This is a genomic window from Microbispora sp. NPDC046933 (assembly GCF_040644635.1).
In the GTDB taxonomy this organism is placed as follows: Bacteria; Actinomycetota; Actinomycetes; order Streptosporangiales; family Streptosporangiaceae; genus Microbispora.
In genome coordinates this window covers 1-14,570 of record NZ_JBEYWW010000009.1, presented here as the reverse complement: position 1 = coordinate 14,570, position 14,570 = coordinate 1, and the positions used below count along the sequence as shown (strand labels likewise).

The window sequence follows — 14,570 nt, the reverse complement described above, 5'->3', positions numbered from 1 at the left end:
CGGCCGGGCGACCCGCGCAGAAGGGGAAACCGGGCAGAAGGGGAGGCGGGACGGCGCCGCGACCGTCAGCAGATCTTGTGGACCCAGTGGTGGGCGTCGGGGCGGCTGCCGTACTGGATGCCCACGAGCTCCTCGCGGATCTTCATCGTGACCGGCCCGGGGGTGCCGTCGCCGACGGTCCAGCTCCGGTCGACGCCCTTGACCGAGCCGACGGGGGTGACGACGGCGGCGGTGCCGCACGCGAAGACCTCGGTGAGCTCGCCGGACTCGCAGCCCGCCTGCCAGTCCTCGATGGAGATCTTGCCCTCCTCGACCGTGTAACCCAGCTCGCCGGCCAGGCTGAGGATCGAGTCACGGGTGATGCCGGGCAGCAGCGTCCCGGTGAGCGCGGGGGTGACGAGCCGGTCGCCGAAGACGAAGAACAGGTTCATCCCGCCCATCTCCTCGACCCAGCGGTGCTCGAAGGCGTCGAGCCACACGACCTGGTCGCAGCCCTCCTCGACGGCCTGCCGCTGCGCCACGAACGCCGCCGCGTAGTTGCCGCCGCACTTGGCGAAGCCCGTGCCGCCGGGCGCCGCGCGGGTGTACTCGGTGGACAGCCAGACCGAGACCGGCTTGAGGCCACCGGTGAAGTACGACGCGGCGGGCGAGGCGATCACCATGTACTTGTAGCTCCGTGAGGGGTGGTTCACCCCGAGGGCGGGCTGCGTGGCGATCATGAAGGGGCGCAGGTAGAGGCTGTGGCCCTCCGTGGTCGGCACCCAGTCACGGTCGGTCTGCACGAGGAGTTCGAGCGACTCGACGAACGCCTCCTCGGGGAGCTCCGGCATCGCCATCCGCAGCGCGGACTGGTTGAACCGCGTCGCGTTCGCGTACGGCCGGAAGGCGGCGATCGAGCCGTTCGACTGCCGGTAGGCCTTGAGCCCCTCGAACAGCTCCTGGCCGTAGTGGAAGACCGACGTGGCGGGGTCGAGGACGAGCGGGCCGTACGGCTGGAGCTTCGCGTCGTGCCAGCCCTCCCCCTCGGTCCAGTCGATGGAGATCATGTGGTCGGTGAAGACCTGACCGAAGCCGGGGCTCGCCAGCACCTGCTCACGCTCGGCCACACTGCGGGCCTGCGGGTTGAGCTGCACGTCGAACCTGAGGTGGGTGGTCATGGCGAGGTCCTTCTCTCTTCGTCGTCGTAGTAATTGTGCGACGAGTCGGCTAAGGGAAAACTAGGGCATTTGGCAGGTATGAAAAAGCGCATGGCGGCCCATACCGGGCCGCCATGCGCGTGATGTCGGGATGAGCGGCCGGGGATCAGCCGGCTACTCGGGCGGCGATGTCGTCGCCGATCTCGCGGGTGGAGCGCGCCGTCCACGCGCTCTGGCGCTCGATCAGGTCGTCGGCCACGGCCTGCTCGACCCGGGCCGACGCCTCGGCGTGGCCGAGGTGGTCGAGGAGCATGGCGACCGACAGGATGGTGGCGGTCGGGTCGGCCTTGCCCTGGCCCGCGATGTCCGGCGCGCTGCCGTGAACGGGCTCGAACATGGACGGCGCCGTGCGGGCCGGGTTGACGTTGCCGCTGGCCGCCAGGCCGATGCCGCCGGCGACCGCCGCGCCGATGTCGGTCAGGATGTCGCCGAAGAGGTTGTCGGTGACGATCACGTCGAACCGCTGCGGCTGGGTGATGAAGAACATCGAGGCCGCGTCGACGTGGCAGTAGTCGGTCTCGACCTCGGGGAACTCCAGGCTGAGCCGGTCGACGGTGCGCGCCCACAGGTCGCCCGCGTACGTCAGCACGTTGGTCTTGTGGACCAGCGTCAGCTTGCGGCGCGGCCGGCCGAGGGCCTTCTCGAAGGCGTAACGCACGACGCGCTCGACGCCGTAGGCCGTGTTCAGGGACTCCTGGGTGGCGATCTCCTGCGGCGTGCCGCGGCGCATCACGCCGCCGGCACCGGCGTACGGGCCCTCGGTGCCCTCGCGGACGACGACCATGTCGATGTCCTCGGGGCGGGCCTGTCCGAGCGGGGTCGTCACGCCGGGGAACAGCTTGACCGGGCGGAGGTTCACGTAGTGGTCGAGCTCGAAGCGCAGGCGCAGCAGCAGCTCGCGCTCCAGGACGCCGGGCGGCACGCTCGGGTCGCCGACGGCGCCGAGCAGGATCGCGTCGTAGCCGCGCAGCTCGTCGAGCACCTCGTCGGGAAGCGTCTGTCCGGTCGCGTGGTAGCGCTTGGCACCGAGATCGTACTCGGTGGTCTCGGACTTGACGCCCGCGGCGTTGAGGACCTTGAGGCCTTCGGCGACCACCTCGGTGCCGATACCGTCACCGGGGATGACTGCCAGGCGGATGTTGCTCGACTCCATGCGTGTACCTTACCGGTTGTCTCGGAGATCGAAACACCGATCTCACTATTCGGTCCATACCGGGGCATACGTACCCGGTCAGGCGGGTCCCGCCGCGACGGCACGCTCGAAGACGAGGTCGCGTGCCGTGGACAGCCCGACCGCCAGCGCCCCGAGGATCACCGCGTCCGGCCCGAGCGTGGACACCTCGATCCGCGGCGGCGTGAGGGCCACCAGCGTCTCCAGCCGCTCCGCCACCGGACCGGCGAGCAGGTCGCCGGCCTGTGCGCCGATGCCGCCGCCGAGCACGACCAGCTCGGGATCGAGCACGGCGATCACCCCGGCGAGGGCGCGGGCGACATGGTCGGCCTCGGCGTCCACCACCCCGCGCGCGACCACGTCGCCGCCGCGCGCGGCGTCGAAGACCTCCTTCGCCGTGGCCGCCGCCATGCCGAGGCGTGCCGCCGCCGCGACGACGCCGTCAGCGGAGGCGACCGACTCGAACATGCCGCGCCCATGGTCAAGGCCCGGGCCGTCCTCACCCACCGGCAGGCCCACCGGCAGATACGAGATCTCGCCGGCCGCTCCCCGGGCGCCCCGGTAGAGACCGCCGTCGATGACCACGCCCATGCCGACGCCCGTCCCGATGGACACGAGGACGAAGTGGGAGACCCCCTTGCCCAGGCCGTAGGCGCCCTCCCCCACCGCCGCCAGGTCGACGTCGTTCTCCACCGTGTAGGGCGAGCCCGTCACGCCGGCCAGCGCGTCCACCGCGCCGGGGCGTTCCCAGCCGGGCAGGTTCGGCGCGAGCCGGAGCGCCCCGCTCTCCTTGTCGTGGATCCCCGGGGTGCCGAACACGGTGACGGTGACGTCGCCGGGCTCGAGACCGGCCTCGGCGACGGCCTCGGCCGCCATCCGCACCAGTTGCTCCCGCAGGGCGTCGTACGACGACGCCGACGAGGGCTCCTGCCTGCGGACGACGACGTCGCCCACGAGGTCGGCGAGGGCGAGCCGCACGGTGGTGCGGCCGATGTCGGCGGCGAGCACCCAGCCCGCCTCCGGCCTGATCTCGTAGAGCAGCGCGGCGCGGCCGGTGCCGCCGGTGCGCAGCCCGACCGGACGGACGAGCCTGGCACGCTCCAGGTCGGCCAGCGCCATCGAGATCGTCGGCTTCGACAGTCCGGTCACCTGGGCGAGCTCGGGGCGCGAGGCCTTGCCGAGGCGGAAGATCTCGGTGAACACCGCCCGCTGGTTGATCAGCCGGAGCAGGCTGGTCGTGTTCGCGGCCCCACCGCCGATGCTCACCACGCACTCAAGATTGGCACATCCGGAGGGTGGGCGGTCCCGCCGATCGCGACCGGGTCAGCGCTGCGGTACGCCCCCGTTGTCGCGGCGGTCGAGCGCGATCTGCAGGGCCGCGGCCGCCTCGTCCTCAGCGTCCTCGGAACGGCCCCAGGGATACATGTCGTACATCGCGATTCTCACTTCGACGGAGGAATGCTGAGAGCGGATCCGCCTGTCGCGGATCCGGAACGTCGGCCACCGATGGAACGCGGGTCACGCGTCACGGGCGAGCCGAAGGCCGGCGGCGCCGCGCTCCGCGACGGGCCGGCCTGCCCTGATCAGGCCCCGTCGCGGCAGGTAGAAGTGCGGGGCGCCTCGTCATCGCAAGACTACCCCACAATCTCGTAGGACGACCTAGTATCTCACTTCGTGAGACGCGGTCCGCAGGACGGGAAAACGCGGGATGAGAAACGCGAGCGGGAAAAACAGAACGGCCCGGCGCGCGGGGCGCCGAGCCGTCCGGTGAGCGGATGCCGGGGTGTCAGTCCTCCAGGTCGACCGTACGGCCGCTGTCGGCGCCGATCTCCCCCGCGATCTGCTCGACGACCTCGGACGGGATCGCCGTGTCGACCGTCAGCGCGATGAGCGCCTTGCCGCCCTTCACGTCCCGGGAGACCTGCATGGAGGCGATGTTCACGTTCTGCTCGCCGAGCAGGCGGCCGACGATGCCGACGATGCCGGGGCGGTCGGCGTAGGTGAAGAACGCCAGGTGCTCGGTCGGCTCGATCTCCATCGCGTAGCCGTTGACCTCGACGATCTTGGTGATCTGCCGGGGGCCGGACAGGGTGCCGGAGACCGAGACGGTGCGGCCGTCGGCGAGCACGCCGCGCACGGTGATGACGTTGCGCCAGTCGGGGCTCTCCGCGCTGGTGACCAGCTCGACCACGACGCCGCGGTCCTTGGCCAGCAGCGGCGCGTTGACGTAGGTCACCGCGTCCTCGACGACGTCGGTGAAGACGCCCTTGAGCGCGGCCAGCTCCAGGACCCGGACGTCCTGCGCGGCGATCTCGCCGCGGATCTCGACGTCCAGGCGGGTGGCCACCTCGCCCGCGAGCGCGGTGAAGATGCGGCCCAGCTTCTCGGTGAGCGGCAGGCCCGGCTTGACGTCCTCGGCGACCGCGCCGCCCTGGACGTTCACCGCGTCGGGCACGAACTCGCCGGCGAGCGCCAGCTTGACGCTGCGGGCGACCTGCGTGCCGGCCTTCTCCTGGGCCTCGTGGGTGGAGGCGCCGAGGTGCGGCGTCACGACGACCTGGTCGAACTCGAACAGCGGGCTGTCGGTGCAGGGCTCCTTGGCGAACACGTCGATGCCCGCACCCGCGACACGGCCCTCCTTGAGGGCGGAGTAGAGGGCGTTCTCGTCGATGATCCCGCCGCGGGCGACGTTGACCAGCCGGACGGTCGGCTTGACCATGTGCAGCTCGCGGTCGCCGATGAGACCGATGGTCTCCTTCGACTTCGGCAGGTGGACCGTGATGAAGTCGGCCTGCTGGAGCACCTCCTCCAGCGACGCCAGCCGCACGCCCATCGCCGCCGCCCGGGCCGGCTGCAGGTAGGGGTCGTACGCGATGATCTCGACGCCGAACGGCTGCAGGCGCTGCGCGACGAGCTGGCCGATCTTGCCGAGGCCGAGGATGCCGATGACCTTCTCGTCGAGCTCGACGCCGGTGTACTTCGAGCGCTTCCACTCGCCGTCCTTGAGCGCGGAGTGCGCCTGGGCGACGTTGCGGGCGCTGGCGAGGATCAGCGCGACCGTGTGCTCGGCGGCGCTGGTGATGTTGGAGGTCGGGGCGTTCACGACCATGACGCCGGCCTTGGTCGCGGCCTCGACGTCGACGTTGTCCAGGCCCACGCCGGCGCGGGCGACGACGCGCAGCTTGGGCGCCGCCGCGATGGCCTCCGCGTCCACCTGCGTGGCGCTGCGCACGATCAGGGCGTCCACGTCGGCGAGGGCGGGCAGCAGCTGCGACCGGTCGGCGCCGTCGGTGTGCCGGACCTCGAAATCCGCGCCGAGCACGGCGAGACCCGCTTCTGAGAGCTCTTCTGCGACAAGTACGACGGGCTTGTTCACTGGGTGAGTCCTTCGTGAAGTGCGACAGCGCGGACGACGTGAGTCTATCCGGGCCTTGTGAAAGCTCTCACGAGCGCCCGGCATGCGAGACGCCCAAGTATCTCGGCGGAGTCGCGGCGGCACGACGACCCGGTCTCAGATCCCTCGGTCCGGGCGGCACCGGACCCCACCTCTGGCCCTGTCGCCCGCGGCCCTCATCCTGCTGTCACAGCGCCGAAGACGGAAATGACGAAGCGATCGGCGATCGCCTCGTCATTTCACTCGTGATTCTTTCCGCGGCCCGGAACGGCTCAGCCCAGGCCCGGCCGAAAACGGCCTGTCAAGAATTGACGCCGGACTCCTGAATAGGCTGGGTGCTCATCAGTCGCTGCGGTGTCGGCGGCGAGAGTTCCCGGAAGGCGGTGCACCTCGGGGTGCCGTTCGGCAGATTGCCGTTCGGATTGAACGGGAAGTTCGCGTTGTTGGGATTGATGGTGCAGTCCGACTCCAGCACCCTCTTGGTGCCCGTGTTCGGGTCCCTGGTCAGAACCGTGACGTGCAGGAGGTCATCGGTCACCGTGACCGTGGAGCAGACCACGTTGGCGGGGACCCCTCGCGTGAACTGGAGCCACGCCGCCGGAAGCCCGCCGCCGCCGGCCGGGCGCCAGATGAAGAGCCGCCCCGGCTGCGGTACGTAGGAGACCCACTTGTCACCGCCGTGGTTGGTCGAGTCGATGCACGAGGTGGGTCCGGGCGGGCCCTGCGGCCCTCGCGGTCCGGGCGGGCCCTGGGGTCCCCGCGGTCCGGGCGGGCCCTGGGGTCCCCGCGGGCCCTGCACCACCTTGACCTTTTGCGGGGTGAGAGGAGAGAGGATCTTCTTCAGATCGCAGTCTTCCTCCTCGCAGTCGTCCGGGTCACCCACCGGGCTCTGGTAGCCGACAGGAGACCCGGTGGCTGCGCCGGCCGGCAGAGGCAAACGAGCGCCGGGCGCCCCTTGCGCATTCTTATTGATTCGTTGACCGGCACAGATTGACAATGTCCCGCCAATCGCGAATAACAGCATTTCGAACTGGATGAGCGGTTGTGTCGTCAATATCTCCTTATTGCGACGCAGAAGCGGCAGCCGCCCGCGGTTTCCTGGACCGGCACCCGCACCGGGTTCAGGGGGGCTACCGCCGGCGCGGCGGGCGACGGCGACGCGGCGCGAGGCGGGGGTGGCCGGCCGCCGTCGCCCGGGGCCGGCGACGATCGCCTCATCGAGCCGCGGGGAGGGGTACGCGCGAGAGGAGGTGCGGGTGGGACCGGCGGGGTTCATGAGGCTTGCTCACGTACGGGCCCAGCCGGTCGATGTACCCCGCTTACTCGTGATCCATACGGACTGCAACCCATCTCGGTATTGATCGCACCTAATCTTGGGGATTAGCCTGATTCGCCATGGTCCAGTCCCTATCGTTCAGGCTATGAGCATCGGGAACCCCTCCCTGGGCGACGTTCTCGCGCGACATGGCAGCCCCCGGCAACTCCTGGCGGCTCTCGCGGAGCGGGGCATCCTGGTGGCGGTCCGCCCCGACCGCTCCGTGGTGCTCGGCACGACGCAGAACGGCGAACGCGTTCTGCTGGGCTACACGGGGCCGGCGACCTACGCCCGGCACCGTGGCAGCCACTCGTTGTCGGCGTGCGACGCCGACACCATCCTCGACATCCAGCGCGTCACGGGCGTGCGCGAGATCGTGATCGACGCGGCCGGTCCCGCCGCCGCCGCGGTGCCGATCGACGACCTGCGGCGCTACCTGGAGGAGACCCGCACCGGTGCCGCTCCCGCGCTGTCGGCCATGGGCTCCACCGCCCCCACGGCGTACGCCACGGGCGCGATGGCGACCGTGACGCGCGCGCAGGCCACGCGGCAGGCTCCCCCGCCGCCCGCCCCGCCCGTGCCCGCCCCGGTCGCGGCGGCGCCCTCCGCGCTTCCGTCGCAGTGGGTGCCCGCCCCCCGCCAGCACCTGTCGGGGGCGATGCAGGTCGTGGACCCGGGCTACCGCAGGACGCGCCATCCGATCCTGCCGGCGCTGCGGGTGGCGGTCGCCGAGCTGCTGCCGGAGTATCCGTACGTCCACCACGTCTGGATCTCCGAGGCGCGGACGGCCGCCGGGCTGTGGGGGATCATGCTGCATGTCAAGGTGCACACCCTCGCCGCCGACGACATCGTCAAGGAGCTGCACCGGCGGGTGCGCTCCCGGCTGCCGCAGCTGGCCGCCAGCGAGGCCCCGGTGCTCATGGCCCGTGTCGCCGACGCTCACACCGAACGCCGCCTGATCGAGGTCGGCGCGCACGTCGTCTGCCCCGACGTGCGCGACTGAGCCGGAACCCCGTCGCCGATCTCCGCCGGAGCCGTCCGGCGGAGATCGGCAGGACACAGGGCAGCCGCCGAACCGTTGCGGAAGGGTCCTTCCGAACGGACGCTTGCTCGGCTTGAATGTCGCCATGGTTTCCACGGCGGCGACGCCCTCCCCGTCGAAGGTCTCCCTCGGGGTTCGCCTCGGGTACGCCGTCGGCTCGTTCTGCACGGCCAACTTCTCCACAATCCCCGGGCTGCTGCTGCTCTTCTACATGACGAACGTGCTCGCGGTGCCGGCCGCGTTCGCGGGCGTGGTGCTCTTCCTGCCCAAGGCCTGGGACCTGGTCGCCAACACTCTGGTCGGCCGGTGGTCGGACCGCACGGTCTCCCGCTGGGGACCGCGCCGGCCCTGGCTGCTCGCCGGCGCCCTCGTGCTGCCGGTGTCGTTCGCCCTCATGTTCGCCGGGCCGCCGCTCACCGGCGTGCCCGCCGCCCTGTACGTGGGCATCGCCTTCCTGATCGCCGCGACCGGATACGCCCTCTACGAGGTGCCGTACAAGGCGATGCCCGCGGAGATGACCACGGACTACCACGAGCGGACCTCTCTGCTGCAGTGGCGCATGGTCCTCATCGCGGTCGGGATCGCGATGAGCGGCATCCTCGCCCCGATGATCGCCGGCGAGACGGCCGACGGGTATCGCACCATGGGCGTCGCCTTCGGCGTGATCCTGCTCGTCGCGATGCTCGGCTCCTTCTTCGGCACGGCCCGCGCCCCCTTCACCGGCCAGCAGAAGTCCGAGGGGACGCTGCGGGAGCAGCTTGCCGCCGCCCGCACGAGCAAGCAGTTCCTGTGGCTGCTCGGGCTCAGCTCCGCGCAGACGCTCGGGGCCGGCGTGATGCTCGCGGGGGCGCCCTACTTCGCCGCCTACTCGCTGGACGACACCTCCGCCACCACCACGCTCTTCGCCGCGCTCGTGGGGCCGATGCTGGTCACGATGCCGCTGTGGGTGTGGCTGGCCCGCAAGCTCGACAAGCGCGGCGCGATGATCCTGTCCGGCCTGCTGTTCACGGCCGGTGCGCTGCTGATCCTCGCGACGCCCGCGCTCGGCGAGCTGTACGCGCACCTGTGCGTGATGATCGTGGGAGTCGGCTACGCGGGCCTGCAACTGCTGCAGTTCTCCATGCTGGCCGACGTCATCGCGTACGACGGCGCGGTGAGCGGCGAGCGCAGGGGCGGGGTCTTCACCGGCCTGTGGACCGCGGTGGAGAACGCGGTGGCGGCGCTCGGGGCGACCACGTACGGGTGGGTGCTGAGCGTGGGGGGCTTCGTCTCCTCCGATCCCGAGCACCCGGTGACCCAGACGGACGGCGCCCACGTCGCCGTGATGGTCGGCGTGACCGTGGTGCCCGCCCTGATCACGTTCGCGGGCGTGCTGATGACCCTCAAGTACAACCTGACCGCCGACCGCCTCGCCGCCGTCACCGGCACGGCCGGGGCCACGGCCTCAGCGGCCGCCGTCACCGGCCGGGAGACCACCGGGCAGGACGGCGGGCAGGACGGCGGGCGGCCCGAACCCGGCGAAGTGCTCCGGTCCGAGGAGTAGGTGATCTCGGAGATCCGCCCGTCGCGCAGGAGCGGTGCGGCGATCATCGCCCGCGCGGCCCGCTCCGACGGGTAGAGCACGACCTGCTCGACCAGGCGGTGCGCGGGCAGGCGTGGCGGGCAGGCGGTGCGCGGGCAGGCGGTGCGCGGGCAGGCGGTGCGCGGGCAGGCGGCGCCCTCGCCGCGACCTTAAGCACACCTCAAGGCGTTCCCTTCCCCGATCATGCCGGTGACCTGCGAATTATCGGACATCTCAGGGCGTATGCAGCATAAGGGAGGTTTAAGAGAAGGTAGATACTTTAGGTTTGGACCGATTTATCACCACATGTCGGTTCAGAGCGCACCATAATGACGACTTCCCCAGCGTCTAACCCCCACTGGAGGAATGATCGTGAACAGAGCGCTCGGAGCGGTCCTGTGCCTCGGGAGCGTCGCGGCCGTCGGCATGGCGGCCGGCCCCGCTCAGGCCGAGGCCCAGCACGCGGGCTGCCGGGTCGCCGCCGCGAAGCCCTACGTCACCGTGGACGGCAAGATCCGCGCGGCGGGCTCGCGGGCCGGTTGCACCGACCACGCCCGTTTCCGGGTCCGGATCGTGAACACCAGGCCGGGCCCCGACCGCGTGGTCAAGAGCGGCTCCAAGGTGGTCAGGAACGCGCGCGTCGTCGTCGCCCTGACCTGCGCGGACGGTGCGTACTACAGCGTCGTCACCGACTACCGCGGCCACCTGTCGCGGTCGAGGCCGGTGCGCCTCGACTGCGACGTCCCCACGCCGGTTCCCACGGCCACCTCTTCCCCAAGCCCCACCGCCGTCCCCACGGCCGGCCCCTCCACGGTCCCCACCACGGCCCCCACCACGGCCTCCAGCGCGAGTCCCTCCGCGAGCGCCGCCGCCTCCGCCGCTCCCAGCGCCTCTCCCACGAGTGGCTCCGCCGTGGGCACCGCCATCGAGAACGAGGTGGTGCGCCTCACCAACGTCGAGCGCGCGAAGGCGGGCTGCGGCCCGCTGAAGCACGACGCGCGTCTGCGCGCCGCCGCGTACGCCCACTCAGCCGACATGTCCGCCAAGAACTACTTCGACCACACCTCGCAGGACGGCCGCTCCTTCTCCGCCCGCATCACGGCCGCCGGTTACACCTGGCGGGCGGCGGCGGAGAACATCGCCAAGGGCTACCCCACGGCCCAGGCGGTGGTGCAGGGCTGGATGAACAGCGAAGGACACCGCAAGAACATCCTCGACTGCTCCTACACCGACATCGGGGTCGGGCACGTCGCCGCCGGCGGCCCGTACTGGACCCAGGACTTCGGCCGGCAGTAGAGACGCCGCCGGTTTGGCCCGGGAGCGGGGACGCCACGCCCGGCGGCCCCGCTCCCGTGCCGAGATTGGAGGGGAATAGGGCGGTCTTCTGGACACCTCGGACCACTGCGACGGATACTTCCAATCATGAGCTCTCCCCCGGTTCGCGCCTCGGACGGGGACCGCGAGCGCGCCCTCAGCGAGCTCCGTGACCGGGCCGCCGAAGGACGCCTGTCCATGGAGACCTTCGTCGGCCGGGTGGACCTGGCACTTCGCGCTCGCAACCGCACCGAGCTGGACGAACTGGTCGCCGACCTCCCGCACCGCGGGCGCTGGCGCAGAAGGATCACCGACGCCGTCGCCTCCGTGTCGGAGCTCAGCAGCCGGATCGAGTCCGCCTGGCGGCGTCCCCGGCTGCCCCGGCTCGCCCTGCCTGCCGACGGCCGGGCCCGTTATCTGGTCGGCCGCGGCTCCTCCTGCGACCTCGTCCTCGCCGATCTGACCGTCTCACGGGTCCACGCCGAGCTGCGGCGGGAGCACGACTCCTGGTTGCTCGTCGACCTCGGCTCGATGAACGGCACCCGCCTGAACGGCTGGCGCCTGGTCGGCCCCGCGTCCGTGCGGGCCGGCGACGAGGTGGCCTTCGGCGACTGCGTGTTCCTGGTCTCGCTCCCGGCCTGATCCCGCCGTCACGGGACACGACCTGACACAGACGTGAGCGGCGGGCCTCGCCGTGGCGACCGCGCGCAGCGCGGCTGCCGGGTCGCCGCCGCAGGAGTCCGCCCCGTCATGCCTTCGGCCGCCCACCGGTGACCTCGAATGCGCCCGGCTCAAGCCCGCCCGGTGCCGACGACCCCGGCGGCCGGGACGGGTGGCACGCGCTCGGCGGTCTTCAGGGCAGTGCCCGGTGCCCGGCCGGCGACGACGGCGGGGTCCGGGAAACGCGACGCGGCGCCGCTCCCCACCTTGTGGGCGGGGTGCGGCGCCGCGGTCACGCGAGCGTTCGGGAGCGTCAGGCCTGCTCGCCCTTGAGCCAGCTCATCATCGGGCGGAGCTTGCCGCCGGTCTGCTCGATGGAGTGGCCCGCCAGCTCCTCGCGGTAGCGCTTGAAGTTGGTCTGGCCGGAGTCGAACTCCTCGACCAGCTCGCGGGCGAAGCGGCCGTCCTGGATCTCGTCCAGGATGCGGCGCATCTCCTTCTTGGTCTCCTCGTTGACCACGCGCGGGCCGCGAGTGTAGCCGCCGTACTCCGCGGTGTCGGACACCGACCAGTACATCTTGGAGATGCCGCCCTCGTACATCAGGTCCACGATCAGCTTCATCTCGTGGAGGCACTCGAAGTAGGCGACCTCCGGCTGGTAGCCGGCCTCGATCAGGGTCTCGAACCCGGCCTTGATCAGCTCGGAGACGCCGCCGCACAGCACGGCCTGCTCACCGAACAGGTCGGTCTCGGTCTCCTCGGTGAAGGTCGTCTTGAGCGCGCCGGCGCGGGTGCCGCCGATGCCCTTGGCGTACGACAGCACGAGCGGCCAGGCGTTGCCGGTGGCGTCGCGCTCGACGGCGACCAGGCAGGGCACGCCGCGGCCGGCCGAGTACTGGCGGCGGACGAGGTGGCCCGGGCCCTTCGGGGCCACCATCGCGACGTCCACGCCCGCCGGGGCCTCGATGAGGCCGTAGCGGATGTTGAGGCCGTGGCCGAAGAACAGCGCGTCGCCCTCGACGAGGTTCGGCGCGACGTGCTCGGCGTACAGGTGCCGCTGGACGTGGTCCGGCGCGAGGATCATCGTGAGGTCGGCCTCTTCGACGGCCTCGCCCGGCGACAGCACGCGCAGCCCGTCGGCCTCGGCCTTCTCCCGGCTCTTGGAGCCCTCGGGCAGGCCGACCCGGACGTCAACGCCCGAGTCGCGCAGGCTCAGCGCGTGCGCGTGGCCCTGGCTGCCGTAGCCCAGCACCGCGACGTGGCGGCCCTGGATGATCGACAGGTCGGCGTCGTCGTCGTAGAAGATCTCAGTCACTTGCTTGCCTTTCACGGGTTGTCCGTCGCGACGTGCCTGCCATACGGCTATGCGCTGCGGTCGAGGGCGCGAAGCGAGCGGTCGGTGATGGAACGGGCGCCGCGGCCGATGGCCACCATGCCCGACTGCACGAGCTCCTTGATGCCGTACGGCTCAAGGACCCGGACGAACGCCTCCAGCTTGTCGGTCGTCCCGGTGACCTCGATCGTGACCGCGTCCGGGGCCACGTCCACGCAGCGCGCCCGGAAGAGGTTCACGAGTTCGAGGACGTGGGACCGGCTCTCGGAGTCGGTCCGCACCTTGATCAACATCAGCTCGCGCTGCACCGACTGGCTGTTGTCGAGCTCGACGATCTTGATGACGTTGACCAGCTTGTTGAGCTGCTTGGTGACCTGCTCCAGCGGGAGGTCCTCCACGTTGACGACGATGGTCATCCGCGAGATGTCATCGTGCTCGGTGGGTCCGACGGCCAGCGAGTCGATGTTGAACCCGCGACGGCTGAACAGCGCGGCGACCCGGGCCAGCACGCCCGGCTTGTTCTCCACCAGGACGGACAGCGTGTGCCGACTCATGCCATCTCCTCGCACTGCTGGTCGTTGTCGCGTCGGGCCGGGGCGGGGCTCATTCTCCACCCTCCCAGTTCGGCGCCATGTCGCGGGCGTACTTGATGTCGTCGTTGCTGGTGCCCGCGGCGACCATGGGCCAGACCATGGCGTCCTTGTGGACGACGAAGTCGACCACCACCGGCACGTCGTTGATCTCCATGGCCTTGCGGATCGTCTCGTCCACATCCTCCGGACGCTCACACCGCAGGCCGACACAACCGTACGCCTCGGCGAGCTTCACGAAGTCCGGAATCCGCTTGACCTGCTGCAGGTCGGTGTTGGAATACCGCTCGTCGTAGAACAGCGTCTGCCACTGGCGCACCATGCCGAGGTTGCCGTTGTTGATCACAGCCACCTTGATCGGCACACCCTCGATCGCGCAGGTCGCCAGCTCCTGGTTGGTCATCTGGAAACACCCGTCGCCGTCGATGGCCCACACGACCTTGTCCGGGCAGCCCATCTTGGCACCCATCGCGGCCGGCACGGAAAAGCCCATCGTGCCCGCCCCACCGGAGTTGATGAACGTCCCCGGGTGCTCGTACTTGACGAACTGCGCCGCCCACATCTGATGCTGCCCCACACCCGCGGTGTAGATCGCCTCCGGCCCCACCAGCGCGCTCAACCGCTCGATCACGTACTGCGGGGCCAGCGACCCGTCGGCGAACTCCTCATACCCCAGCGGGTAGGTCTCCTTGTAGCCGTTGAGGATCTTCCACCACTCGGCGTAGTCGCCCTTGCGGCCCTCGGCCTGCTCGGCCCGCACCGCCGTGATCAGATCCCCGATCACCTCCCGGCAGTCGCCCACGATCGGCACGTCGGCGTGACGGTTCTTGGAGATCTCCGCCGGGTCGATGTCGGCGTGGATCACCTTGGCGTGCGGCGCGAAGCTGGACAACCGGCCCGTCACTCGGTCGTCGAAGCGGGTGCCCAGCGCGATCAGCAGGTCCGAGCGCTGCAGCGCGCCCACCGCCGAGACACTGCCGTGCATGCCCGGCAT

At 70.7% G+C, this 14,570-nt stretch carries 14 protein-coding genes; 4 read left to right on the top strand and 10 right to left on the bottom strand.

What is annotated here, in order from left to right; genetic code table 11:
• Positions 1 to 65 precede the first annotated feature (65 nt).
• The 6 genes from ABZ857_RS13975 to ABZ857_RS13950 form a co-directional block, all read right to left on the bottom strand.
• Positions 66 to 1,157, bottom strand: coding sequence for a branched-chain amino acid aminotransferase (locus ABZ857_RS13975; RefSeq protein ID WP_357042612.1), 1,092 nt, complete (start codon positions 1,155 to 1,157; stop codon positions 66 to 68).
• A gap of 145 nt (positions 1,158 to 1,302) precedes the next feature.
• Positions 1,303 to 2,349, bottom strand: a complete 1,047-nt coding sequence (locus tag ABZ857_RS13970) for a 3-isopropylmalate dehydrogenase (protein WP_357042608.1) — start codon at positions 2,347 to 2,349, stop codon at positions 1,303 to 1,305.
• A gap of 78 nt (positions 2,350 to 2,427) precedes the next feature.
• Positions 2,428 to 3,636, bottom strand: coding sequence for an ROK family transcriptional regulator (locus tag ABZ857_RS13965; protein ID WP_357042605.1), 1,209 nt, complete (start codon positions 3,634 to 3,636; stop codon positions 2,428 to 2,430).
• 54 nt (positions 3,637 to 3,690) lie between these two features.
• On the bottom strand, positions 3,691 to 3,813 hold the full coding sequence (locus ABZ857_RS13960) for a hypothetical protein (RefSeq protein WP_357042602.1): 123 nt from the start codon (positions 3,811 to 3,813) through the stop codon (positions 3,691 to 3,693).
• 340 nt (positions 3,814 to 4,153) lie between these two features.
• Complete coding sequence (gene serA / locus ABZ857_RS13955; RefSeq protein WP_357042599.1) at positions 4,154 to 5,743, bottom strand: phosphoglycerate dehydrogenase; 1,590 nt, start codon at positions 5,741 to 5,743, stop codon at positions 4,154 to 4,156.
• A gap of 319 nt (positions 5,744 to 6,062) precedes the next feature.
• Positions 6,063 to 6,644, bottom strand: a complete 582-nt coding sequence (locus ABZ857_RS13950) for a hypothetical protein (RefSeq protein ID WP_357042596.1) — start codon at positions 6,642 to 6,644, stop codon at positions 6,063 to 6,065.
• A gap of 538 nt (positions 6,645 to 7,182) precedes the next feature.
• Here ABZ857_RS13950 and ABZ857_RS13945 point away from each other — a divergent pair.
• The 4 genes from ABZ857_RS13945 to ABZ857_RS13930 all read left to right on the top strand — a co-directional run bounded on the left by ABZ857_RS13945 (position 7,183) and on the right by ABZ857_RS13930 (position 11,635).
• Complete coding sequence (locus ABZ857_RS13945) at positions 7,183 to 8,079, top strand: hypothetical protein (protein ID WP_357042593.1); 897 nt, start codon at positions 7,183 to 7,185, stop codon at positions 8,077 to 8,079.
• Between the two features lie 124 nt (positions 8,080 to 8,203).
• Positions 8,204 to 9,661, top strand: a complete 1,458-nt coding sequence (locus ABZ857_RS13940; RefSeq protein ID WP_357042590.1) for an MFS transporter — start codon at positions 8,204 to 8,206, stop codon at positions 9,659 to 9,661.
• Between the two features lie 390 nt (positions 9,662 to 10,051).
• Positions 10,052 to 10,975 (top strand): CAP domain-containing protein, encoded by a 924-nt coding sequence (locus ABZ857_RS13935; RefSeq protein ID WP_357042588.1) that lies wholly within the window; start codon positions 10,052 to 10,054, stop codon positions 10,973 to 10,975.
• A gap of 126 nt (positions 10,976 to 11,101) precedes the next feature.
• Positions 11,102 to 11,635 (top strand): DUF1707 and FHA domain-containing protein, encoded by a 534-nt coding sequence (locus ABZ857_RS13930; RefSeq protein WP_357042585.1) that lies wholly within the window; start codon positions 11,102 to 11,104, stop codon positions 11,633 to 11,635.
• A gap of 149 nt (positions 11,636 to 11,784) precedes the next feature.
• Here ABZ857_RS13930 and ABZ857_RS13925 read toward each other — a convergent pair whose 3' ends face one another.
• The 4 genes from ABZ857_RS13925 to ABZ857_RS13910 form a co-directional block, all read right to left on the bottom strand.
• On the bottom strand, positions 11,785 to 11,949 hold the full coding sequence (locus tag ABZ857_RS13925; RefSeq protein ID WP_357042582.1) for a hypothetical protein: 165 nt from the start codon (positions 11,947 to 11,949) through the stop codon (positions 11,785 to 11,787).
• 17 nt (positions 11,950 to 11,966) lie between these two features.
• Positions 11,967 to 12,959 (bottom strand): ketol-acid reductoisomerase, encoded by a 993-nt coding sequence (ilvC, locus tag ABZ857_RS13920; RefSeq protein ID WP_357043142.1) that lies wholly within the window; start codon positions 12,957 to 12,959, stop codon positions 11,967 to 11,969.
• A 56-nt stretch (positions 12,960 to 13,015) separates the two neighbouring features.
• On the bottom strand, positions 13,016 to 13,540 hold the full coding sequence (gene ilvN, locus ABZ857_RS13915; RefSeq protein WP_030506098.1) for an acetolactate synthase small subunit: 525 nt from the start codon (positions 13,538 to 13,540) through the stop codon (positions 13,016 to 13,018).
• Positions 13,541 to 13,589: 49 nt separating this feature from the next.
• Positions 13,590 to 14,570: thiamine pyrophosphate-dependent enzyme (locus tag ABZ857_RS13910; RefSeq protein WP_357042580.1), on the bottom strand; the 981-nt coding region annotated here is incomplete at its 5' end.

Excerpts from the sequence above, each read along its gene's own strand:
- ilvN (WP_030506098.1), bottom strand. The coding sequence starts at position 13,540 with ATGAGTCGGCACACGCTGTCCGTCCTGGTGGAGAACAAGCCGGGCGTG.
- ABZ857_RS13930 (WP_357042585.1), top strand. The coding sequence starts at position 11,102 with ATGAGCTCTCCCCCGGTTCGCGCCTCGGACGGGGACCGCGAGCGCGCC.
- ABZ857_RS13945 (WP_357042593.1), top strand. The coding sequence starts at position 7,183 with ATGAGCATCGGGAACCCCTCCCTGGGCGACGTTCTCGCGCGACATGGC.
- ABZ857_RS13975 (WP_357042612.1), bottom strand. The coding sequence starts at position 1,157 with ATGACCACCCACCTCAGGTTCGACGTGCAGCTCAACCCGCAGGCCCGC.
- ABZ857_RS13940 (WP_357042590.1), top strand. The coding sequence starts at position 8,204 with ATGGTTTCCACGGCGGCGACGCCCTCCCCGTCGAAGGTCTCCCTCGGG.
- ABZ857_RS13970 (WP_357042608.1), bottom strand. The coding sequence starts at position 2,349 with ATGGAGTCGAGCAACATCCGCCTGGCAGTCATCCCCGGTGACGGTATC.